The 22,847-nt window shown below is 64.0% G+C and carries 20 protein-coding genes; 8 read left to right on the forward strand and 12 right to left on the reverse strand.

The genetic code is table 11. The features are described 5' to 3' along the window. From NKJ55_RS26820 to NKJ55_RS26840, 5 genes are all read right to left on the reverse strand, one after another. Window positions 1–1,212, reverse strand: coding sequence for an efflux RND transporter periplasmic adaptor subunit (locus tag NKJ55_RS26820; RefSeq protein ID WP_352452503.1), 1,212 nt, complete (start codon window positions 1,210–1,212; stop codon window positions 1–3). A 122-nt stretch (window positions 1,213–1,334) separates the two neighbouring features. Beyond that, on the reverse strand, window positions 1,335–1,478 hold the full coding sequence (locus NKJ55_RS26825; protein WP_352452504.1) for a hypothetical protein: 144 nt from the start codon (window positions 1,476–1,478) through the stop codon (window positions 1,335–1,337). A gap of 16 nt (window positions 1,479–1,494) precedes the next feature. Continuing rightward, entirely contained in the window at window positions 1,495–2,625 is a 1,131-nt protein-coding gene (locus tag NKJ55_RS26830) for a patatin-like phospholipase family protein (RefSeq protein ID WP_352452521.1), read from the reverse strand. A gap of 29 nt (window positions 2,626–2,654) precedes the next feature. Next, a complete protein-coding gene (locus tag NKJ55_RS26835; RefSeq protein WP_352452505.1) occupies window positions 2,655–3,434 on the reverse strand; it encodes a 3-hydroxybutyrate dehydrogenase in 780 nt (259 codons plus the stop codon). A gap of 200 nt (window positions 3,435–3,634) precedes the next feature. Further along, the gene (locus NKJ55_RS26840; RefSeq protein ID WP_352452506.1) at window positions 3,635–4,723 is read right to left on the reverse strand and encodes a citrate synthase/methylcitrate synthase; all 1,089 of its coding nucleotides are present in this window, start codon (window positions 4,721–4,723) and stop codon (window positions 3,635–3,637) included. Between the two features lie 92 nt (window positions 4,724–4,815). Between NKJ55_RS26840 and NKJ55_RS26845 the strand changes: the two genes are divergently transcribed. After that, entirely contained in the window at window positions 4,816–5,964 is a 1,149-nt protein-coding gene (locus NKJ55_RS26845; RefSeq protein WP_352452507.1) for a citrate/2-methylcitrate synthase, read from the forward strand. A gap of 73 nt (window positions 5,965–6,037) precedes the next feature. Here the strand turns inward: NKJ55_RS26845 and phaR are convergent, their stop codons facing one another. After that, window positions 6,038–6,646 carry a polyhydroxyalkanoate synthesis repressor PhaR gene (gene phaR, locus NKJ55_RS26850; protein ID WP_023678449.1) on the reverse strand — a complete coding sequence of 203 codons (609 nt, stop codon included), beginning with the start codon at window positions 6,644–6,646 and terminating at the stop codon, window positions 6,038–6,040. 278 nt (window positions 6,647–6,924) lie between these two features. Here phaR and NKJ55_RS26855 point away from each other — a divergent pair, with 278 nt between their 5' ends. The 6 genes from NKJ55_RS26855 to NKJ55_RS26880 all read left to right on the forward strand — a co-directional run bounded on the left by NKJ55_RS26855 (window position 6,925) and on the right by NKJ55_RS26880 (window position 14,914). Beyond that, window positions 6,925–8,109, forward strand: a complete 1,185-nt coding sequence (locus NKJ55_RS26855) for an acetyl-CoA C-acetyltransferase (protein ID WP_352452508.1) — start codon at window positions 6,925–6,927, stop codon at window positions 8,107–8,109. 104 nt (window positions 8,110–8,213) lie between these two features. Continuing rightward, window positions 8,214–8,939 (forward strand): acetoacetyl-CoA reductase, encoded by a 726-nt coding sequence (phbB, locus tag NKJ55_RS26860; RefSeq protein ID WP_352452509.1) that lies wholly within the window; start codon window positions 8,214–8,216, stop codon window positions 8,937–8,939. A gap of 731 nt (window positions 8,940–9,670) precedes the next feature. Then, on the forward strand, window positions 9,671–13,078 hold the full coding sequence (locus NKJ55_RS26865; RefSeq protein WP_352452510.1) for a helicase-related protein: 3,408 nt from the start codon (window positions 9,671–9,673) through the stop codon (window positions 13,076–13,078). Window positions 13,079–13,090: 12 nt separating this feature from the next. Continuing rightward, the gene (locus NKJ55_RS26870; protein ID WP_352452511.1) at window positions 13,091–13,477 is read left to right on the forward strand and encodes an RNA-binding S4 domain-containing protein; all 387 of its coding nucleotides are present in this window, start codon (window positions 13,091–13,093) and stop codon (window positions 13,475–13,477) included. A gap of 148 nt (window positions 13,478–13,625) precedes the next feature. Beyond that, complete coding sequence (fdxA, locus tag NKJ55_RS26875; protein ID WP_352452512.1) at window positions 13,626–13,964, forward strand: ferredoxin FdxA; 339 nt, start codon at window positions 13,626–13,628, stop codon at window positions 13,962–13,964. A 368-nt stretch (window positions 13,965–14,332) separates the two neighbouring features. Continuing rightward, a complete protein-coding gene (locus NKJ55_RS26880) occupies window positions 14,333–14,914 on the forward strand; it encodes a CarD family transcriptional regulator (RefSeq protein WP_006327799.1) in 582 nt (193 codons plus the stop codon). 78 nt (window positions 14,915–14,992) lie between these two features. Here NKJ55_RS26880 and NKJ55_RS26885 read toward each other — a convergent pair whose 3' ends face one another. From NKJ55_RS26885 to NKJ55_RS26895, 3 genes are all read right to left on the reverse strand, one after another. Next, window positions 14,993–15,763 carry an amino acid ABC transporter ATP-binding protein gene (locus NKJ55_RS26885; protein ID WP_352452513.1) on the reverse strand — a complete coding sequence of 257 codons (771 nt, stop codon included), beginning with the start codon at window positions 15,761–15,763 and terminating at the stop codon, window positions 14,993–14,995. Then, window positions 15,760–16,440, reverse strand: coding sequence for an ABC transporter permease subunit (locus NKJ55_RS26890; protein ID WP_023721020.1), 681 nt, complete (start codon window positions 16,438–16,440; stop codon window positions 15,760–15,762). Before NKJ55_RS26890 ends, NKJ55_RS26885 begins: the two co-directional genes overlap by 4 nt. A 122-nt stretch (window positions 16,441–16,562) precedes the next feature. After that, window positions 16,563–17,336, reverse strand: a complete 774-nt coding sequence (locus NKJ55_RS26895; protein ID WP_352452514.1) for an amino acid ABC transporter substrate-binding protein — start codon at window positions 17,334–17,336, stop codon at window positions 16,563–16,565. 325 nt (window positions 17,337–17,661) lie between these two features. Here NKJ55_RS26895 and NKJ55_RS26900 point away from each other — a divergent pair, with 325 nt between their 5' ends. After that, on the forward strand, window positions 17,662–18,519 hold the full coding sequence (locus NKJ55_RS26900) for an RNA polymerase factor sigma-32 (protein WP_023680558.1): 858 nt from the start codon (window positions 17,662–17,664) through the stop codon (window positions 18,517–18,519). 13 nt (window positions 18,520–18,532) lie between these two features. On the opposite strand, the gene NKJ55_RS26905 is transcribed toward NKJ55_RS26900, so the two are convergent. From NKJ55_RS26905 to thiP, 3 genes are all read right to left on the reverse strand, one after another. Further along, complete coding sequence (locus tag NKJ55_RS26905; protein ID WP_352452515.1) at window positions 18,533–20,002, reverse strand: M48 family metalloprotease; 1,470 nt, start codon at window positions 20,000–20,002, stop codon at window positions 18,533–18,535. Between the two features lie 254 nt (window positions 20,003–20,256). Beyond that, window positions 20,257–21,048, reverse strand: a complete 792-nt coding sequence (gene thiQ, locus NKJ55_RS26910) for a thiamine ABC transporter ATP-binding protein (RefSeq protein WP_352452516.1) — start codon at window positions 21,046–21,048, stop codon at window positions 20,257–20,259. After that, complete coding sequence (thiP, locus tag NKJ55_RS26915; RefSeq protein WP_352452517.1) at window positions 21,045–22,664, reverse strand: thiamine/thiamine pyrophosphate ABC transporter permease; 1,620 nt, start codon at window positions 22,662–22,664, stop codon at window positions 21,045–21,047. Before thiP ends, thiQ begins: the two co-directional genes overlap by 4 nt. Window positions 22,665–22,847 lie beyond the last annotated feature (183 nt).

The following is a 22,847-nucleotide window of genomic DNA, read 5'->3' on the forward strand; positions in this document are numbered from 1 at the left end:
TTACTGCGTCCCGGCCGTCGCTTCGCCCAACAGCTTTTGGATGGTCGCCTGGTCGGCTGCGACCGGCTTGACCACCTCGCCTTCCTTCACCAGCTCCTGGCCAGCGACGATGATGCGGGCGTCGGCCGCAATGCCGCCGAGCACCAGGCCGGTTGGCGTGTCGTCGACCAGGTCGATCGGGAAGAACACGACCTTGTCATCCTTGTTGACGGCGCGGATGCCGAGGTCGCCCTTGTCGCCGAGCGTCACCACCGAGCGCGGCAGCATCACGGCGTCGGTCGGCTGGGCGCTGAGCGCGATTTCTGCCGTCATGCCGGCCGGTACGGACCCATCGGCATTGGGGATAGCGACTTCAACCCGAAAGGTACGGGTTGCCGAAGATGCATCCCGGCTGATGTAGCGCACCGTACCCTTGACGGTCTGGCCACTGACCAGGCGCACATTGGCTTCGTCACTGATCTTCAGATAGCCGAGATCGCGTTCGCTGACTTCGCCGCGGGCGATCACCGGATCGAGCTTCAGAATGGTCGCCACCTCGCCGCCCTGCATCACGGAACTGCCAAGCTCCACCGGTACCCGGTCGATAACGCCGTCGAAGGGCGCCTTCACCTCGTTGCGGTCGAGTTCGGCTTGCGCTGCGTCCAGTAGCGACTTGGCCAGCGTCAGGTTGGAGCGGGCTGTGTCGAGCTGCAACTTGGGCAGATTGCCGGTTTTCGTCAGCCCCAGGGCCGCAGCCAGCTCGGCCTCACGTTGCACGACAAGCTGCTTGGCATTGTCGACCGCCGAGATTTTTTCCTCGGCGGCAAGCATCAGGATCAGGTCGCCGGTCTTGACGTGCTGGCCCTGCTTGACCGGCAGCTTGTCGATGACGCCGGCGACGCGTGTCGCCAGGACGGCGCGCTTATCGGCTTCGGTCAGTCCGGAAATGCGGATAGCGCGTGCATAGGTGCGCCGCGGCGGGGTTATGACCGCGACCGTGCGCAACGGCGCCTTGGGCTGTTCCGCCTCGGCAGTCCCCGGCTTGGCAGCCCCCTGTTTGCCAGTTTGGGGCTTGCCTGCGTCGGCTGTTTTGGGCTGCTCGACCTCTCCTGCCTTGGGCTTGTTGTCGGCGGACGCGCTGCCGACGGACGAGAACTCGCCTGTCGCCATCCAGCCGGCGAAACCGATAAGCACAACAATGGCTGCAAGCTTGTGAAACCTGAATTTCGGCATCGTCATTTTTTCCAGTGCGCGGGGTTCGGCCAGGCCGCATCTTCTACTTGGGGCGCGTCGCCGATATGGGTGCGCGCGAGGCCGTATTCAAATTGCCGTGATCGGCGAAGCGCGCTTCTACCTCAAAGTTGCATCGCAATATAGTCAGAAAAGTTGATGGATTGTTGCTTTGTCCGCAAAGATGCGGCCGCAGCATCGGCTGTTGATTGCCAAAACAGCGGCATGGCAGCAAGTGTCAGGATGATTGGACAGATTGCGAATGCCATCTGCTTTGCGAAGCAGCTAGGCCGGACGGCGGGCGGCCTCGGGCTGCTTGCGCGCCGCAAGAAACTCCTTGACCCGCCGACCCGGCGCCGGCCCGCGCAAAGGCTTCAAGCCGTCGTCGAGTTCGCCGGACAGATCGATCGTCGGCCGCTTGCCGACGGCGTCATAATTTTCTTCCAGCCAATCACTGGCTGCGGTGCGGCCGAGGTCGCGCAGATAGGCAAGGAACGCCCATTCGGCATTGACCTTGGACGATGCCGACAGATCCTTGAACGCTTCGTCGGCATCGATGCGGTGCATGCGGATGTCGCGATATTCGCCGTGCGGCAATCGGCCGGCGGCGATCAGTTCCTTGACGAAGGCGATCGAGCGGAATTCGCGCAACAGCCCGGCGTTGAAGGTGATCTCGTCGATGCGGTTCTGGATCTCATTGGCGCTCTTCGGCGTTCCCTCGCGGACCACCGGATTGATCTGCACCAAAAGCACGTCCTCGGTGGCCGCCGTCTTGAAGAACGGGAACAGTGCCGGGTTGCCGCCATAACCGCCATCCCAATAGGGCACGCCCTTGATCTCGACGGCACGGAACAATTGCGGCAAGCAGGCCGACGCCATCACCGTGTCGAGGTCGATCTCGCCGTCCGAGAAGACCCGCAACTGGCCGGTCTCGACATTGGTAGCGGAAATGAACAGTTCCATCGACTTGCAGGCGCGCACATTGTCGAAATCGATCTCACGTTCGACCACGTCGCGCAGCGGATTGATTGCGAGCGGATTGGCGACATAGGGCGAAAATACCCGAGACATCGTATCGAACAGGAAATAGCCGGGCGTGTTCTCGATCGACCAATTGCCCCAGGCGACGTCCCAGGGCATGCGCTGTACCGGGCTGAAGCGGCCCTTTGCCGCCACCGCACGCCAGAAATCGTCGAGCTTCCGCCGCGCGCCCTCGACACCGCCGCGGACAAAGCCGTCGGCCAGCGCCACGGCATTCATGGCGCCGGCGCTGGTGCCCGAAACCGCCGTTATGTCGAGGCGCCCGTCCTCGAGCAGCCGATCGAGCACGCCCCAGGAAAACGCCCCGTGCGAGCCGCCGCCTTGCAGCGCGACATTGATCTTCTTTGGCTCTTCCGCCTTGCCGTTTTTCGGCATGGCGTGGCCCTTGACCGCTGGAAGCCTCACTAAGCGGTCCAGCCGCCGTCGACAGAGATGTGCGTGCCGTTGATCTGCGCCGCCGCATCCGAGCATAGGAACACCGCGGCCGCCGCAACCTGCTCGACGGTGACGAACTCCTTGGTAGGCTGCCTGTCGAGCATGACCTCACGGACCACCGTCTCGCGGTCCATCTTGTTGGCCTTCATCTGGTCGGGGATCTGCGCCTCGACCAGCGGCGTCAGCACATAGCCCGGACAAATGGCATTACAGGTGATCTTGTCGCGCGCCAGCTCCAGGGCGACAGTCTTGGTCAAGCCCATAATGCCATGCTTGGCCGAGACATAGGCCGACTTGAACGGCGAAGCGACAAGGCCGTGGGCCGAGGCGACGTTGACGATCCGGCCGCCACCGGCCTGTTTCATCAACGGGATGGCGGCTGCGATGGTGTGGAAGGCCGATGACAGGTTGATGGCGATGATCGCATCCCATTTCTCGATCGGGAAGCTTTCGACCGGCGCGACATGCTGGATGCCGGCGTTGTTGACCAGGATGTCGACCGAGCCGAATGCCTCGGCTGCCTTCGCCACCAAAGCCCGGCACTCGGCCGGCTTCGACATGTCGGCCTTGACGTAGACGGTCTTCACCTCGTGGTGCTTCGCGATCGCGTCGGCGATGGCGTGATCGTCGGCGGTGTCGGAAAAGGAATTGACGACGACGTTGCAGCCTTCGGCCGCGAGCGCGTGGGCAATGGCCAGGCCGATGCCCGAGGTGGAACCGGTGACGATGGCGGTTTTTCTGGCGGTCAAGGCGGCTTTATTCCTTTCGAGGCGGGCTCCCGTGAACCATGCTGCACTGCAACATATAGGCTCTCTGTCACCCAAGAACAGCGGATGTGTGGAGCAATGACATGAAATTTTTGTCATGTAGACCTCTCTCGTCCCGACGAGAGAGGTGTTCGGCACCGGCTGTTGCGACCGGTTTTCGCAAGTATGCGAGGGAAAAATCCTCAGGCGACGAGGTCCGGCACCGGCCCGATATAGCGCGACTGCGGCCGGATCAGCCGTCCGCTCGTCTGCTGCTCGCGCGCATGGGCAATCCAGCCGGCGACGCGCCCGGCAGCAAAGACGTTGGTGAACGCCTCTTTCGGAAAGCCCGCCGCTTCCAGCAGGAGCGCTGTGAAGAACTCGACATTGGTCTGGAGCGAGCGCGACGGCTTGGCGATGCGGAGCACTTCGAGCGCCGCCTGCTCCACGCTTTCGGCAAAGGCCAGCCGGTGGCCGCTTTCGCCCCTGGCGCCGAGCTGGCGCACCACCGCTTTCAGCACGTCGGCACGCGGATCGCGCACGCGATAGATGCGATGCCCGAAGCCCATGATGCGGCGGCCACGCGCGATCTCGCTACGCAGCCAGCCGGCGGCGTCGCCATGCGCCTCGATCGCATCCAGCATCTCGATCACCGGACCTGGCGCGCCGCCATGCAGCGGCCCCTTGAGCGCTCCGAGCCCGGCCAGCACCGCCGAAGTAAGCCCGGCCTGCGTTGAAGAGACCACGCGCGCGGCGAAGGTCGATGCGTTGAGGCCATGGTCGCAAACCGTCACGAAATAGGCATCGAGCGCCTTCGCCAATTTAGGCGAGGCCGCAATGCCGGTCAGCATCCGCAGCATGTCGGCGGCATGATCGGCCTTGCTATCGGGCGCAATCGGGCGTTCGCCGCGCTGCAAGCGCAGCAAGGCCGGCGTCAGCACGGCAGGTGCCGCAACCAGCCGCAGCGCGTCCGACAATTTGTCACCATCCGGCAGCAGGGCAATACCGGCGCGCATCGCGCTGTAGATATCGACGGATGTGAGAAACGGCAGCAAGGGTTTGATCTGCTCGAACACTTCGCTGCGCGCCCGACCGATCGCGTTCGCCAGCTCCCTGCCGTCGGGAAGATCGTCGAAAAAGCCGTCGAACAGCAGATGAACCACCTCGGCGTATTTCCAGCGACCTGCCAGTTCGGGCAACGAATGGCCCCGGATGGTCAGGCGGCCACCAAGACCGTCGACATCGGAGAGCACCGTTTCCGCCGCCACCACATCATCGAGCCCATTCGCCATCGGTTTTCTCCTTGACCCTTTCCGGGTGGTAGATAAGGGTTGGTGACTCGACCATCAATCTTGATCAATGGAATCAACATGACAAGGCTGACATGACGGAGTGGCTGACGCGGGACGAAGCCCTGAAGCGTCTCAAGGTGCGAGCCCAGACCCTCTATGCCTATGTCAGCCGCGGGCGCATCGGCGTGCGGCCGGACCGGGCGGATCCACGCCGCAGCCAGTATCGCGCCGACGACATCGCGGCGCTGGCGAGTCGCCGGGCTCGTGGCCGAAATCCGCAGGCAATCGCCGAAAGTGCAATTGCCTGGGGTGAGCCGGCGATCGCCACCACGATCTCGACCGTTTTGCATGGCCGCCTTGTCTATCGCGGCCAGGATGCGGTTGCTCTCTGCGAGGCTGCCACGCTGGAGCAGACGGCAAACCTGCTTTGGGCATCTGACGCACCGGTGTCGTTCGTCTCGGCGAGCCGCCATGGCAACGGCGCAACTGGCCGGCCGGCTGCCTTCGCGGAATTGGCCGCGTTGGCGGCCAACGGCCGGCCTTCGCTCGGCCGAAGATCGGCTTCGCTCAACCACGATGCGGCCGGCGCCATCGCCGCTTTGGCCCAGGCGCTCGGCGCGATTCCCGGAACTGGTGCCGTGCACGAAAGGCTGGCGCGGGGATGGTCGCTCGATGCGGCCGGCGCAGACTTGATCCGCCGCTCACTGGTACTGTTGGCCGATCACGAATTGAACGCATCGACCTTCGCCGCACGGGTCGCCGCGTCCACCGGCGCACCTGTTTCGGCCTGCCTGCTTGCCGGCCTCGCCACGCTCTCCGGGCCGCGTCATGGCGGCGCCGCGGAGGCGGTCATGATGCTGGCGGAAGATGCGCAGAGATTGGGGCCGGACGCGGCTGTCGGACGCTGGCTCGGTCACGACAGGCCGCTGCCCGGATTTGGCCATCCGCTTTATCCCGACGGCGATCCGCGTGCGGAACCGTTGCTGGCCGCGATAGATGTCGATGATGGGCTGTTACGGCTTTGCGATGCGGCCTTTGCGGCAACGGGCATGCGCCCGAACGTCGATTTCGCTTTGGCCGCGCTGACGCGCGGTCTCCGTTTGCCGTCCGATGCGCCGTTCCGCCTGTTCGCGCTCGGCCGCAGCGTCGGCTGGGCCGCGCATGCCGTGGAGCAGGTGACGAGCAACGGCCTGATCCGGCCACGCGCCCGCTACCAGGGACCGCTGCCGGAGCAGCTCTAGTCTAGCCGCGCTGCTTGCGAAGTCTCAGCAGCACCTGAAGGAAGGTCCGACGCTGCACTTCGCCAGCCGGCAGTCAGGACATCGTGTCGAGCTTGCGCTGCATCGCGGCGATCTGCTCCTTCAGCTCCTGAAGGTCGTCGGGTTTTTCCGGCGTTTCCTTCCTGGCCGGTTCGGCCGGCGCTGCTGCCGGCGCCGAGCCCGCGGGCGGGAACGGCGTGAACAGCCGCATGGCGTTCTGGAACATTTCCATATTGCGCCGCGTCTGCTCCTCCAGCACCTTGATCGGCGTAGCGATCTTCATCATGTCCATCGGCGACTTGCCGAGCGCATCTTTCATCTGCTCGCGAAAGCGCTCCTGCTCCTTCGAGAAGGCCAGCATCGACTGTTCGAGAAAGCTCGGCACGATCATCTGCATCTGGTCGCCGTAATAGGCGATGAGCTGACGCAGGAACGGGATCGGCAGCATGTTCTGCCCGTCCTTGTTCTCCAGCTCGAAGATGATCTGGGTCAGTACCGGATGCGTGATGTCGTCACCGGTCTTGGCGTCCTGGACAGTAAAGTCCTCGCCTCTTTTGACCATTTCAGCGAGATCCTCGAGCGTCACATAGGTGCTGGTGCCCGTATTGTAGAGACGGCGATTGGCATATTTCTTGATAACAATAGGTTCGTCTTTTGCGGCCATCTGCATCCTCCCCGGACACCGGGCAGCTTAAGTAAGCCGCCGGTAACGATTGCGCCTTTTTAAAGGATATGCGCAAAAGCGTCATGAATCCAAGCAGTTTGTGCAGTGCGGGAACATTTTATGCTGCGCAGCACGGACGGGCCGCCGTTGCAGCGACGGGCGGCATACTTGCGGCAGTGGGACGCCATGCCCATTTCGGGTTTGACTCGGGTTGTGGAAAGGGCAAGAAAAGTCCCCGACGGCACCCGAAATCATTCCCCGAAAGCCTGGAGAAGAACATGTCCGCTTCCAACGCCATCGTTGTCGCCAGTGCAGCGCGCACGCCCGTCGGCTCCTTCAACGGCGCCTTCGCCAACACCCCAGCCCATGAATTGGGTGCCGTCGCCGTCAGGGAAGCGCTGGTCCGTGCCGGCGTCGACGGCAAGGAGGTGGACGAGGTCATTCTCGGCCAGATTCTGACCGCGGCTCAAGGGCAGAACCCGGCGCGGCAGGCGGCAATGGCTGCCGGCGTACCGCAGGAGGCGACCTCCTGGGGCCTGAACCAGCTCTGCGGCTCGGGCTTGCGCGCTATCGCGCTCGGCATGCAGCAGATCGCCCAGGGCGATGCAAAAATCATCGTTGCCGGCGGCCAGGAATCGATGTCGATGGCTCCGCATGCGCAACATCTGCGCGGTGGCGTCAAGATGGGCGACTTCAAGCTGATCGACACCATGATCAAGGACGGCCTGACCGATGCCTTCTACGGCTATCATATGGGCAACACCGCTGAGAACGTCGCCCGCCAGTTTCAGATCACCCGCGACGACCAGGACCAGTTCGCACTGGCTTCCCAAAACAAGGCCGAGGCCGCGCAGAAAGCCGGGAAATTCAAGGACGAGATCGTTGCCTTTACAGTCAAGGGCAGGAAGGGCGACACCGTAGTCGACCAGGATGAATACATCCGCCACGGCGCGACAATCGATGCCATGACCAAGCTCAAGCCCGCCTTCGACAAGGAAGGCACGGTGACGGCTGCCAATGCTTCCGGCATCAACGACGGCGCCGCCGCCGTGGTGCTGATGACCGAAGCGGAAGCCGCAAGGCGCGGCATCACACCGCTGGTGCGTATCGTTTCCTGGGCGACCGCCGGTGTCGACCCGCAGATCATGGGGACGGGACCGATCCCCTCCTCGCGCAAGGCGCTGGCCAAGGCCGGCTGGTCGGTTGGCGACCTCGATCTGGTCGAAGCCAACGAGGCCTTTGCCGCGCAGGCCTGCGCCGTCAACAAGGACATGGGCTGGGATCCGGCCATCGTCAACGTCAATGGCGGCGCCATCGCCATCGGCCATCCGGTCGGCGCCTCGGGCGCCCGCATCTTCAACACGCTGGTCTACGAGATGCGCCGCAGAAGTGCCAAGAAAGGCCTTGCCACGCTGTGCATCGGCGGCGGCATGGGTGTTGCCATGTGCGTGGAAGCATTGTGATGAGATAAGCGATACGAATAGGATGCTGGCGCAAAGCGAGTAGGGAATAGGGGGCAAACCCCACCGCTTCAACGCTCAGTCATCTGCATTTCCCGGGAGGACATATGACAAAGGTTGCAATCGTCACAGGCGGGTCGCGCGGCATCGGCGCGGCGATATCGGTCGCCTTGAAAAGCGCCGGCTATTCGGTCGCCGCAAACTACGCCGGCAATGAAGAAGCGGCGGCAAAGTTCAAGGCCGCGACCGGCATCCCGGTCTATAGATGGTCGGTCGCCGACTACGAGGCCTGCGCCGCCGGCATCAAACAGATCGAAGCCGATCTCGGTCCCGTCTCGGTACTGGTCAACAATGCCGGCATCACTCGCGACGCGATGTTCCACAAGATGACCCGCGAGCAATGGAAAGAGGTCCTCGACACCAACCTTTCCGGCGTCTTCAACATGACGCATCCGTTGTGGGGCGGCATGCGCGACCGCAAGTTCGGTCGCATCATCACCATCTCCTCGATCAACGGCCAGAAAGGCCAGGTCGGCCAGGTCAATTATTCGGCCTCGAAGGCCGGCGATATCGGCTTCACCAAGGCACTGGCCCAGGAAGGCGCGCGCGCCGGCATCACCGTCAACGTCATTTGCCCCGGCTACATCGCCACCGAGATGGTCAAGGCAATGGACGAGAAGGTCCTCAACGAGCGGGTCATCCCGCACATCCCGGTCGGCCGTCTCGGCGAGCCGGAGGAAATCGCGCGCTGCGTCGTCTTCCTCGCTTCCGACGATGCCGGTTTCATCACCGGCTCGACCATATCAGCCAATGGCGGCCAGTACGTCGCCTGATCGTTTGTCTTTACGTTGAGACAGATCCGCGCTTGGACGAACGGGCCTGCAAAACGGCCCGTTTCTATAGCGGTCTTCCCGTTGCAAGATCTCGATGCAGCACGCTGCCCCAATCCGGCACGCAAAGGTTAACGGCAAACTCGCAGCTTGTGCAAAAGCCGCCCGGCAGCCTGTGGATTCTCGGTGGAAAAGCTGTTCACAACACAACATGTTGCGGTGAACAAACCAAGAAACTTCGGCTATCTCTGATTCGTCGCCGATTCGTTCCGGCTTTGAGCGGAACGTTAACGGCGAGAGCTGAAAACACCCTCGAAATGATTAAAGCGCGTTAGGAAACATCAATAATTTCATAACGTTGTGCGAAGCAGATTGGCCGGCCACGACCATTCACCGGCAAAGGTTAACCGCAGTGCTCGCTTGGATGCCGCTTGCATAAATCGGGCCAGTTTCCGTGATTCAGCATGTGGTGAGATACGCCGACAGAAAACCCAGATGTAGCCGTGAACAAACCCTGAATCAGCGCGAGTCAGTGATTCGTCGCTGATTCGTTCCAGACTCGTTCCAACTGTTAATCGGGAACAGATTTTCTGGCTTCGAACCAACCAATCGGCCTGCCCTCGGCATATTCCGCTTTCGCTTCGCGCCCGAAATCCCTATGTGTCGCCTGTCATACGCGGCCAATATGGGCGCGCTCCCGACAATGCGAGGCAGAGAGCCTTATTTCCAGGCCGATGAACATCCATCCGAAACACACTGAACCGCTGATCCTGTCGGGTCGAGACGTGACGGCCGTGCTCGGCCCGACCAACACCGGCAAGACCCATCTCGCCATCGAACGCATGGTGGCGCATGAAAGCGGCGTCATCGGCCTGCCGCTCAGGCTGCTTGCCCGCGAAGTCTATACGCGCGTCTGCGAGAAGGTCGGCGCCCATAAGGTGGCGCTCATCACCGGCGAGGAAAAGATCCAGCCGGCGGGCGCGAAATACTCGGTCTGCACCGTGGAAGCGATGCCGCGCGAGACCGACGCCGCCTTCGTTGCCATCGACGAGGTCCAGCTCGCCGGCGATCTCGAACGCGGACACATCTTCACCGATCGCATCCTGCATCTGCGCGGCCGGCAGGAGACGCTGCTGCTGGGCGCGGCCACCATGCACGGCATCCTGCAGCGCCTGCTGCGGGGCGTGTCGGTGGTGACCCGGCCACGCCTATCGCATCTTGCCTATGCCGGCTCGAAGAAGCTGACCCGCCTGCCGCGGCGCACCGCGATCGTCGCCTTCTCGGCCGACGAGGTCTATGCCATCGCCGAGCTGATCCGCCGCCAGCAGGGCGGTGCCGCCGTCGTGCTCGGCGCGCTCAGCCCGCGCACCCGCAACGCCCAGGTGGCGCTGTTCCAGTCGGGCGACGTCGACTACCTCGTCGCCACCGACGCCATCGGCATGGGCCTCAACCTCGACCTCGACCACGTCGCCTTCGCCCAGAACCGCAAATTCGACGGCTACCAGTACCGCAACCTGACGGCGGCCGAGCTCGGCCAGATTGCCGGCCGCGCTGGCCGGCATCTGCGCGACGGCACCTTCGGCGTCACCGGCCAGGTCGATCCGCTGGATGATGAACTGGTCAACAAAATCGAGGCGCATGATTTCGACCCGGTGAAAGTACTGCAGTGGCGCACCGCGCATTTCGATTTCGCCAACCTCGATGCGCTGAAGCGGTCGATTGAGACCAACGCCCCGGTCGAAGGCCTGACGCGCGCGCTGCCGGCAGTAGACGCACAGGCGCTCGAGCATCTGTCGCGCGACGAGGACGTCCGGGCACTCACCACCGATGCCAGGCGCGTGGCGCTGCTGTGGGAAGCCTGCGCGCTGCCCGACTACAGGAAGATCGCGCCGGCCCAGCACGCCGACTTGATTGCCTCCATTTACATGGACCTTGCCAGGCATGGCCATGTCGACGAGAACTACATGGCCGAGCAGGTGCGCCGTGCCGACACCACCGAAGGCGACATCGACACGTTATCGCACAGGATTGCCCAGATCCGCACATGGACCTTCGTTTCCAACAGGCCCGGCTGGCTGGCCGATCGGGCACACTGGCAGGAAAAGACGCGCGAAATCGAAGACAGATTGTCCGATGCGCTGCATGAGCGGTTGACGAAACGTTTTGTAGACCGCAGGACTTCCGTCCTCATGCGGCGCCTTAGAGAAAACACGATGCCTGAAGCCGAAATCAGCCCAACCGGAACCGTCCTCGTCGAAGGCCATCACGTCGGCGAGTTGCAAGGTTTCCGCTTCACCGCCGACCAGAGCGCCGGCGGCGAAGACGCCAAGGCGGTGCGGGCGGCGGCGCAGAAGGCGCTTGCCGCCGAGTTCGAGGCGCGGGCCGAGCGCTTCGGCGCCTCGGCCAATGGCGACATCGCGCTGGGTTCGGATGGCACGCTGCGCTGGATCGGCGCCCCGATCGGCACGCTGGTCGCCGGCGAAGACGCTTTGAAGCCGCGTCTGGTTCTGCTGGCCGACGAGCAACTCACCGGCCCGGCCCGCGACAAGGTTGCGGCGCGCGCCGAGCGCTTCGTCAATTTCCAGATCGAATCCCTGCTGAAGCCGCTGGTCGATCTCAAGAATGCCGAGCAGATCACCGGCATCGGCCGCGGCATCGCTTTCCAGCTTGTCGAGCATTTCGGCCTCATCAACCGTCGCGACATCGCCGACGAGATGAAGTCGCTCGACCAGGAAGGCCGCGCGGCGCTTCGCCGTCTCGGAGTGCGCTTCGGCGCCTACCATGTCTTCGTGCCGGCGCTGATCAAACCGGCGCCGGCCGGGCTGATAACGCTGCTGTGGGCGCTGAGAAACGACGGCAAGGACAAGCCCGGTTTCGGCGATGTCGTTCACGCACTGGCCTCCGGCCGCACCTCGGTGGTCATCGATCCGACCTTCGACAAGACCTTCTACAAGCTTGCCGGCTACCGCAATCTTGGCCGGCGTGCTGTACGCGTCGATATTCTCGAACGGCTGGCCGACCTGATCCGGCCGGCGACCAACTGGAAGCCGGGCCTCGGTCCTCGCCCCGACGGCGCCTATGACGGCCAGTCCTTCATGGTGACGCCGCCGATGATGTCGATTCTCGGCGCCACCGCCGACGACATGGAAGAAATCCTGAAGGGACTCGGCTATCGCGCCGATGCCAAACCGGCGGCCGAGGTCAAGGCGCGGCTCGAAGCACAGGATAATGCCGCGCGTGACGCGGCCGCTGCAAAGCAGGCGGCGGAAGAGGCTGCGCGAGTCGAGCAGGCGAGGATGGCGGAAGCATCTGCCGCGGCAGAGCCGCCGGCGGAGGCTTCGGAACCTGTGTCGGATGCGGCTCCTGTTGCGGAGGCGGCGGCCGAAGCTGTGACCGAAGCGACGGCAGAGCCTGTCGCGGAAGCTCCAGCCCCTGAAGCTGCGGCAGAAGTCACGCAAGAGACCCGGCCCGCCGCGGAGGCGACTGCTGAAGCGCCTGCGGAACCGGCGGCCGAGCCAACGGCGGAACCTGGGGCGGAAACTGAGGCTGCGGCACCGGCAGAACCGCCGGTTTCCGACACTACGGAAGCATCGCCGGCCGAACCTGCAGCGACGGCAGGAGCCGTCGCCGGCGAAGCTGCTCCAGAAGCCGAGGAGCCAAAACCCATCCTGTTATGGCGGCAGGGTCGTTTCGACCAGCGCCCGCGTCATCGCCAGCATGACAACCGCCCCCGGGACAATCATCGGGACAATCGCGCGCGCAATGGTCAAGCTGCGCCGGACAGCCGCAGCGATGCGCCGGTAGATGCCGGCGGGCAACCGACGCCGGGCGACCGGCCCGCCCGTCAGGGGCGCCACGACCAGCGCGACGGCGCCGGCAAGCCGCGCTTCGATCGCAGCAAGTTCAAGCCCAGGCCGCAAGGCGACGCGGCAGATCAGCGCGCCGGCAAGCCGCAAGGTGAACGCCCGGACCGGCGCGAAAACCGGCCCGACTGGAAGGCTGGCCGGCAGGACGGCAAAGGCGGCGCCCAAGGCGCAAAGCCGGCGTTCCAGCCAAAGCCGCGTGAGGAACGCCCGGTCCGCTTCGATCCGGACTCGCCCTTCGCCAAGCTCGCCGCGTTGCGCGACCAGCTGAAGAAGTAAGCTGCTCGTCCAATGGTCACTGATGCCCGCCAGCGCATCGACAAGTGGCTGTTCTTCTCGCGCGCGGTAAAATCGCGCACGCTGGCAGCCAAGCTGGTCGTCGCCGGACGCGTCCGCATCAATCGCGACAAAGCAGCGCAGGCCTCCGATACGGTCCGGCCGGGCGACGTTTTGACCATCACGCTGGAGCGGCGGATCTTCGTCTGGAAAGTCCTTGGCACCGGCGTACGGCGTGGCCCGGCCGAAGAGGCCCGCCTGCTCTACGAGGACATGTCGCCGCCCCCCGCGCCCAAGGGCGAGGCGCTTCCGGATGCGGTGCCGCCGTTGCGCGAGGCCGGCAGCGGTCGCCCGACGAAGAAGGAACGCCGCCAGACCGACCGCCTGCTCGGCGACGATTGAGCAAGGTCGAACGCCCGCTTTGCCGGCCTTCCGGAATTCCATTCCGGAAACCGCGGCACCGCTGGCAGGGGCCGCCCTTGCCACCGGCGGACAAAGGCGTTACCTCACCAAAAAAGCCCAACAAAATGGGACGTCCCGGAGCCGACCAATGACCTACGTCGTGACCGACAATTGCATAAAATGCAAATACATGGACTGCATCGAGGTCTGTCCGGTCGACTGCTTCTACGAAGGTGAGAACATGCTCGTCATCCACCCGGACGAGTGCATCGATTGCGGTGTCTGCGAACCGGAATGCCCGGCCGACGCGATCAAGCCCGACACCGAGTCGGGCCTCGACAAATGGCTGCAGATCAACACCGAATATGCCGACAAATGGCCCAACATCACCGCCAAGAAGGAGCCGCCGGCCGACGCTAAGAATTTCGATGGCGAAACTGGCAAGTTCGAGAAATATTTCTCCCCCGAGCCCGGCGAAGGCGACTGACGAGCCTGCCGGCTGCGGCGGCCTGACGCCGCGTAACAGCCGTGATACATTAACCGCCTTGACAGGCGGCGACGGCGCGTGGCCTTCGCGCGTGCAGCAAAACCTTGATTCTTCCGACTTTTTGTGTTATATCAACCAAACATGCCGGTGACACAACGTCGATTTATGGCGCAAACGCCCCAAATCACTGAAAGGTGAATTTCTCAATCCGGACCAGAGCGATCTGGGGCAGGCGGTCGCAATGTTGCGATTTGCCGGTCCTGGCCTTTCCGGTGAGTTCATCGTTGTGTGGCTGAGGACCGGTCACCCCGGTCGCACGAGTTCGGGCCGGCACGATGCCGGTACCACAACAAGGAGTTCAGGGCGTAATGGCAACGATCACCCCGCAGAAGAAGTCCACCGCAGCGCGCCACGGTTTCAAGACCGGCGAGTACATCGTTTATCCGGCGCATGGTGTCGGCCAGATCGTCTCGATCGACGAGCAGGAAGTCGCGGGCCACAAGCTGGAGCTGTTCGTCATCGACTTCCAGAAGGACAAGATGCGCCTCAAGGTGCCGGTCGCCAAGGCGACCTCGATCGGCATGCGCAAGCTGTCGGAAGAGGATTATGTCGAGCGCGCGCTGAAGGTCGTGCAGGGCCGCGCCCGCGTCAAGCGCACCATGTGGTCACGCCGTGCCCAGGAATATGATGCCAAGATCAACTCCGGCGATCTGATCTCGATCTCGGAAGTGGTGCGCGACCTTTACCGCGCCGATAACCAGCCGGAGCAGTCCTATTCCGAGCGCCAGCTCTACGAGGCGGCCCTCGACCGCATGGCCCGCGAGATCGCGGCCGTCAACCGCATGTCGGAGACCGAAGCGGTCCGCCTCATCGAGGTGAACCTCAACAAGGGCCCGAAGCGCGGCGCCAAGGCCGACAACGAGGAAGCCGAGCAGGAAGAAGCTGCCTGAGCCTTTTCGCCCAGGAAACATGGAAAACCCGGCCTCGCGCCGGGTTTTTTTGTCTTAGCTGACCGGCGACGGGCATATCTAACCTTCGCCGCCCTCCCTTTCCGCCTCGTGCTTCAGCGTGGCGATGAACCGCTTGGTCCGCTGGCGTTCCGGGTTGCTGAACAGCACCGCGGCCGGGCCTTGTTCGACGATGTTGCCGGCATCGAGGAACACCACTTCCCGCGCGATCTTGGAGGCGAGCCGCAGGTCATGCGTCGCCATCACCATGGTCGTGCCCTCGCTGGCGAGCTTGCCGAGCACGTCAACCACCTCCTGCGCCAGTTCCGGATCGAGTGCCGAGGTCGGCTCGTCGCAGAGCAGGACCTTCGGCGAAGGCGCCAGCGCCCGGGCAATCGCCACGCGCTGCTGCTGGCCGCCCGACAGGGTCGCCGGCCAGGCATCGGCCTTGTGCGCCATGCCGACTTTTTCGAGCAGGGCCAGCGCCCGTTCGCGCGCCCTCTCCTTGGGCCATTTCAGCACCGTCACCAGCCCCTCCATGATGTTCTCGATCGCAGTGCGATGCGGAAACAGCTGGAAATTCTGGAACACCATGCCGGTCTGCAGCCGCAGCCGCTGGATATCCCTGGTCGAGACCCTGCCGCCGGGATGGAATTCGAGTGCATCGTCGCCGATCCGTACCGTGCCTGAAGTCGGCAGCTCGAGCAGGTTGATGCAGCGCAAAAGCGTGCTCTTCCCTCCGCCCGACGGCCCGACAAGCGCCGTAACGCTGCCTTCCTCGATCGTGACGGTGACGCCCTTCAGCACCAAATTGTCGCCGAAACGCTTTTCGATGTTGGTGAGGCCGATCATGCGCGCGCCTCCAGGAAGCCGCCATAACGGTTGAGCCGCGTTTCCAGCCGCGCCTGCAAGGCCGACAGCACGGAGCTCATGACCAGATAGAGGGCCGCTGCCTCGACATAGAGGATCAGCGGCTCATAGGTGGTGGCGACGATGCGCTGCGCTGCCTGGAACATCTCCGGCACAGTGATGGCGGCGGCGAGCGAAGTGTCCTTGACCAGCGAGATGAAGGTGTTGGACAGCGGCGGCACGGCGACGCGGCCCGCCTGTGGAAGAATGGTGCGCCGCATTGCCTGGGCCCAGGTCATGCCGATCGAATAGGCCGCTTCCCACTGGCCCTTGGGCACCGAACCGATGACGGCGCGGATGATTTCCGACGAATAAGCACCGATGTTCAAGGTGAAGCCGATCAGTGCTGCTGGAAAGGCGTCGAGCAGGATGCCGACCGATGGCAGGCCGTAGAAGATAAGGAACAGTTGCACGAGAAGCGGCGTGCCGCGGAATATCCAGACGTAGAAGCGGACCACGGCGACCAGCGGTTTGGGACCGAACAGCCGGACAAGCGCTACAACCAGGCCTAGGACAAGACCGAATGCAAACGACAGCAGCGTCAACGGCACGGTGAAGATCAGTGCAGCCCACAGCAGCGTAGGCAGGGATTCCAGCATCAATTGCAGCCAGTGCGGCACGAAGGCTCCTCCTTGCCAGATTGCCGTCGCTCATATCACGCGAAAGCGGCGGGCCGTCGAAAGACAGCTCGCCGCGATACGAACGACGCGGGCCGGCATTCGGCCCACACGAGAAAGCCGTTTTACTTCGAAACGTCCTGGCCGAAATAGGTGTCGGCGATTTTCTTGTAGGTGCCGTCGGCCTTGATGTCGGCCAGCGCCTTATTGATGGCGGCCACCAGTTCCGGATCGCCCTTGCGCACGATGACGCCGGAATAGTCGGCGTTTTCTTCCTGGGCGGCAATCTTCACATTGGCGTCGGGCTTGTGCTTCTTGAAGTCGAGGAAGGACAGGCTGTCGTTGATGGTGGCGTCGGCGCGGCCGGTAAGAAGCAGCTGGATCGACTGGTCGAAGCCGTCGGTGCCGACGAGTTCGGCGCCGTTGGTTTCAGCCAGCTTGCCGAAGTTCGAAGTCAACGACTGCGCCGCCTTCTTGCCCTTGAGATCGGCGAAACCCTTGATGTCGGTGTTGTCGCCGCGCACGATCAGCACTGCCTTGGAGGCGATGTAAGGATCGGAGAAATCATATTTAGCCTTGCGCGCCTCGGTGATGCCGACCTCGTTGATGACGGCATCGTAGCGGTTGGCGTCGAGACCGGCGATCAGCCCGTCCCATTTGCCTTCGAGGAACTGGGCCTTGACGCCGAGGCGCTCGGCGATGGCCCGCGCGATCTCGACGTCGAAGCCGACCAGCGCGCCGGAAGCATCATGATAGGTGAAGGGCGCATAGGTTCCTTCCGTGCCGACCTTGAAGACGCCGGCCTGCTTGATCTGGTCGAGATTGGCGCCGGCATGACTGGCGGCGACGGCCAGAACCTGCAGCGTTCCGGCGATAATGAGCGATTTGAGCCATTTCATTTTTCTGTGATCCCGTCCTTGGCCGATGTCCGGCGTCATTGCGAGTGCCGGAAAATGACAGATGCGCGATGCCAGAATAAGAAACTAAATTTCAAAAATCTCGCGCCCTTGAAATCCAATTCTCAACCAGCATCTCCCGGCGCCATCCGGCTGAGTCAAGGCCGGTGGCGAATCGCCTGGAACAGCACAATCGACATGACAGTCCGGGGGAACATTCCCCCGCATGGCACGTTCTTCGCTGTTGTAGGGCGCGGCGCCGCCATTTCAACCATCGGCGCCAACTCACGATTCGATTGCACCGCAACGCCTGGAGCAGGAGCGCGGCATGATGGAAGACAGTGCAGGACGGACCATGGTTCGCGCGGCGATGAAAGCCCCTTATCTGGAACGTGACGAAGAGCATCTCCTGGCGCTGCGCTGGAAGGAAAACAATGACCAGCACGCGCTGCACCGCATCACCGTCGCGCATATGCGGTTGGTCATTTCCATGGCGTCGCGGTTTCGCCACTACGGCCTTCCGCTGGGCGACCTGATCCAGGAAGGCCATGTCGGGCTGCTGGAGGCAGCGGCCCGTTTCGAGCCCGAGCGCGAGGTGCGGTTCTCGACCTACGCGACTTGGTGGATTCGCGCCTCGATGCAGGACTATATCCTGCGCAACTGGTCGATCGTGCGCGGCGGCACTAGCTCGGCGCAAAAGGCGCTATTCTTCAACCTGCGGCGCCTGCGCGCCCGCCTGGCAAACGGCGCCGAGCAGATGTCGAATGCCACGCTCTACCGCGAAGTGTCGGCGGCTCTCGGGGTATCGGAGGCCGATGTGGCGATGATGGATTCCCGCCTTTCGGCGCCGGACAGCTCGCTCAACACGCCGCTAGCCGACGATGCGGGCGCAACCGAGCGGATGGAGTTCCTGGTTTCGGATGACCCGCTGCCCGATGAGGTCGTCGGCGATACGATCGACGTCGAACGCCGCTCGGTGTGGCTGAAGACGGCACTCGGCGCTCTCAATGCGCGCGAGCTCAGGATTATCGAGGAACGCCGGCTGAGCGACGAGGGCGCGACGCTCGAAGCGCTCGGCGAGACCCTCGGCATCTCCAAGGAACGTGTCCGGCAGATCGAGGCGCGCGCCATGGAAAAGCTCAAGGCGGCGCTGGTAAAGCAGAATCCGGAATTTCTCGCAGCCTGAATCGCGTCGGCTGCTATTTGTCGGTGACGATCTTGACCTTGTCGCCGGCCGAAACCGCGGCACCCGGCGACAGCGCGTTGAGCACCCTGAACAAATCCAGCTTGCGGTCGACGCCGACCATCTGTGCGGCCAGGGAGCCCATTGTCTGGCCGGGCTGCACCGTGACGATGCGGATACGCAGCGGCTTCAACGCTGCCTTCTCGGCAGCACTCAGGATGCGGAACGAGCCGCTGACCGAGCGCGCCACCGTGCTCAGCGAGGTGCTGGCCGAAGGTGCCGCGGTCAGCAAGCGGTAGACCTGGCCGCCGGCGCGGATCACCGCAATGTCGAATTGCCAGCCATCGGCGCCGGCATGCGCGGTTGCCGCTTCGTTGCCGTTGATCGTCTCCTGGCGCACGCTGCTGTCGTCGAGGCCGGCAACCCAACCGCTGCGGATGTAGTCGGTCAGCGAGCGGTTCTTGTCGATCGAAACGCCGTCGAAGCGGATCGCCATGTCGCCCGGGCCGGTCGCCGTCACCGCCGCCGCCGAATTGTCGATGACGAAACCGTTGGGCACCGAGAACGACACGCCGAGGCCAGGGTGCAGGAAGGTTTCGCCGCGCACATAGCCTTCCTCCGGCGTGTCGCCGTAAAGCAGCCCGTCTACGCCGGCAAGAAATGAATCGCGGTCGCGCGACCCGACACCGGGCGCGCCGAACTGGCGGGCGTGGCGCTGCGCGAGGTCTACACGCTGCGGCGTGTTGGGGTGCGTCGCCAGGAAGTCGAGGCTGGCGTCGGTAGCGCCGCTGATCGAGCGAAAATCGGTATAGGCCGACATCGACTGCAGAAAGCGGCCGGCGGCGTAGGGATCGAAACCGGCTTCGCCGATCGACTTGATGCCGATGGCGTCGGCCTCCAGCTCCTGATTGCGCGAGAACTGGGCCAGCCTCAGCTTGCCGCGGATCAGCGCCGCCTTGGCCGTCGGGTTGTCGCCGAGCACGTCCGAAACGACCTTGGTCGCCAACCCCTCTTCGGCTTCCAGCTGCTGGCGCTGCAGGCCGTGGTTGGCGGTAACGTGGCCCATCTCATGCGCGATGACGGCGGCAAGCTCGGCGGAATCGTTGGCCAGCGCCAGCAGCCCGCGGGTGATGTAGAGATAGCCGCCCGGCAGCGCGAAGGCATTGACGTTGGGCGAGTTGAGGATGGTGATGCGGTAGGTCTGGGTTGGGTTGGCCGACACCACGGTCAGTCTGCCGACGATCTTGGCCACCATGCGCTCGAGCTTGGGGTCGGAATACTCGCCGCCATAGGTGGCGAGGATGCGCGGGTGCTGGGCCTTCGCCAGTTGAGCGAGCTTGCCGTTGGCGGCGACATTATCGACCGTGATCGGCTTGTCGGAGGGCTGGAAGCCTGATTCCTGCACGTCGGGAGGCGTGAACATCTGGCAGCTTGCCAGCGCCACAGCGAGACCGGCCAGCGCCAGAAAGCGCGCCAGCGGTTTCACCCTCCGATTGTCGATGCCGGTCGGCAGATCGGCTTCCTTTCAAGTCCTGGCACGTGACCGCGAAAATCGGACGCGATTTCCGGAAAGCATCACGCGCAAAATCAAGTGCTACGGCGTCCTTCGTGCGTCCGACAGATACGAGGCAGCAAGGGCAAATCACAGTCTAGGCCGGACCAGCTCCTGGCGGACCTAGCCACACTACCTCGACCATGGCAAGCAAGCGCCGCTTCGCCTTCCGCCGGTTTGACCATAAATTATGTCCGCTTCCGGGCAACATCTCGTGATCCAACCGCAAACGGACCCGAGCCGATATAGCGTCGGAATGCCTCCGGTCCAGCCCCGACGAAAAAATCGGCCGCGGTGCCCGTCGCGGCAACCGTGCCACCATCCAGGAAAACCATGTTTTGGCCGATACGGCGCGCATCGTCCGGCTGGTGCGTGACGAATAGCACCGTCATGCGCTGCTCCGAATGGACGTCGGCCACCAGGTCGAGCATGTCGTCGCGCAGTGCCGGTCCGAGCGAAGCGAACGGCTCGTCGAGCAACAACACCGGCCGGTCGCGCACCAGGACCCGGGCGAGCGCGACGCGCTGCCGCTCGCCGCCGGAGAGTTCGCGCGGCAGCCGGCTTTCCTTGCCGGCAAGGCCGACGCGCTTCAGCGCTGCGGCGATTGCGGCGCGGTCAGCCTCGCTCAGCCTGAGCGAAGGCGAGCGGCCGAGCCCGACATTCTGCTCGACGGAAAGATGGGCAAACAGGTTGTTTTCCTGGAACACCATCGATACCGGCCGCGCTGATGGCGGCGCAGTGCTGACGTCGGCGCCGCCGATCAGCACGCGGCCTGACCGCGGCGTCTCGAAGCCGGCCACCAGATTGAGCAGCGTCGACTTTCCCGAACCGCTCGGCCCCATAATGGCGGTGATTTCCGACGCCGGGAAATCGACATCGAATATAAGCGGCGTTTCACCATAGCTGAACGAGACATTATCGAGTCGTACGGCCGCGCCTTTTTCCACCGAAATGGACCGTTCCGGGCTGGTCGGCATCATGATTTCTCGCCCCTTCCCAGCCAGTCCGCGGCCAACACCAGCGCCAGGCAGACAAGGCCGAGCAGCAGCGCCAGGCCGGCGGCATCCTCGGTGCGGTAACTGCCCATGCGCGCCAGCAGCAGATAGGGCAAGGTCTGCACGGAATCGCTGCCGAACAGCGCAATGACGCCGAGATCGCCGAGCGACAGCGCCATGGCGAAAGCGAAGCCGGTGGCGAGCGGCCGCCGCAGCGACGGCCAGTCGACCAGCCGCAACCGGTTCCAGCCCGAGATACCAAGCTGTGCGCAGAGCCGTTCGTGGCGTTCGCTCGCCGCGTCGTAGGCAGGGCGGATGGCGCGGATGGCGAACGGCATCGCCATCACCGCATTGACCGCAACCACCATGACAGGGGCAATCGCAAAGACATCGCCGACGGTGCGCAAGAGCAGGAACCAGCCGGCGCCGATGACGATGGGCGGCACCACCAGGACGAACCCCGCACCGGTGTCGGCCAGATGTTCGAGCAGTGTCCGCCGGCCCTGCCGCCGGGTGAGCGCCAGCGCCCGGCGCGCCATAACCAGCGACAGCGACAACGCCACAGAGAGCAGCGCCGATAGGAGGGAGAGCACGGCACTGGTCGCCGTCGCTTGCCGCACCGCGCTCTCGCCGGCCAGGCGGCCGAGATCGGCGCCAAGCCCGGCTGCCAACGTGGCCGCCATCGGCCCGGCGACAAACAGCAGTGCGAGCCCGATCGCCAATGCGTTCAGCACGGTCTCGGCCGCACCGGCTGAAAAATACCGGCGCGGCGCCACCGGCAGATTGGCATCCCCGACCATATTGGCGCCGAGCCGCGTCAAGGCCAGCACGACGACGAAGGTCAGGGCAATCTGCAGCAGGGTCAGCGTCACCGCCCGCGCCGGGTCGAAGTCAAAACGCAGCGCCTGGTATATGGCAACCTCGAGCGTCGTCGCGCTGGGTCCGCCGCCGAGCGCAAGCACGATGGTGAAGGAGGTGATGCACAGCATGAAAACGAGCCCGGCAACGCCGGGCAAGACCGCACGCAGCGGTGGCCATTCGATCAGCCGGAAGGCCGGCGCAGCACCCATGCCAAGCTGGCTCGCCAGCCGCCATTGGTCGGCCGGCACGGTCTGCAACGCCTCCAGGAACAGCCGCGTCGCTAGCGGCAGGTTGAAGAAGACATGGGCGACGAGTATGCCCGACAGGCCATAGATGCCGGGCCAGCTCTGGCCGCCTAGCGCGCCCAGCGTGCCGGCAAAATAGCCGGCGCGGCCATAGAGCGCCAAGACACCGAGTGCGGCAACAATGGCCGGCAGCGCCAGCGGCACGGCGAAAAGCTGCAGGATGAAGCCTCGCCCGAAAAGCTGTGGATGCCGCGACAGTGCACGCGCGACAAACAGCGCCGGTGCGACGGAGAGCAGGGTCGACAGCAGAGCCTGCCAGAGCGTGAAACGGACGACGCGCAAGAGATAGGAATCGAAAGCGGCGGCGGCGCCGGACAGGTCGCGTGTGGCTTCGACGACGAGCCCGGCGAATGCACCGCCGATCAGCAGCGCGATGGCGGCGAGCGCGACGATGCCGGCAGTGACGCGGGGATCGGCCGGATGACGCGTACGCATGTCGCGCTACCCGACGCTACGACAGGTGTTGATCGAAGGAAACACCTGACCATGGCCGAGCCCACCCCCCTCTGGCCTGCCGGCCATCTCCCCCTTGAGGGCAGGGGAATCGCATATGGCGATTTTGGGGTTGAGTTTAGGCTGAGAAAGGATTCTTTGGAGAGGCAGTTGAGCGAAGGAGCG

Source organism: Mesorhizobium sp. M0106 (genome assembly GCF_040322715.1).
Classification (GTDB): domain Bacteria; phylum Pseudomonadota; class Alphaproteobacteria; order Rhizobiales; family Rhizobiaceae; genus Mesorhizobium.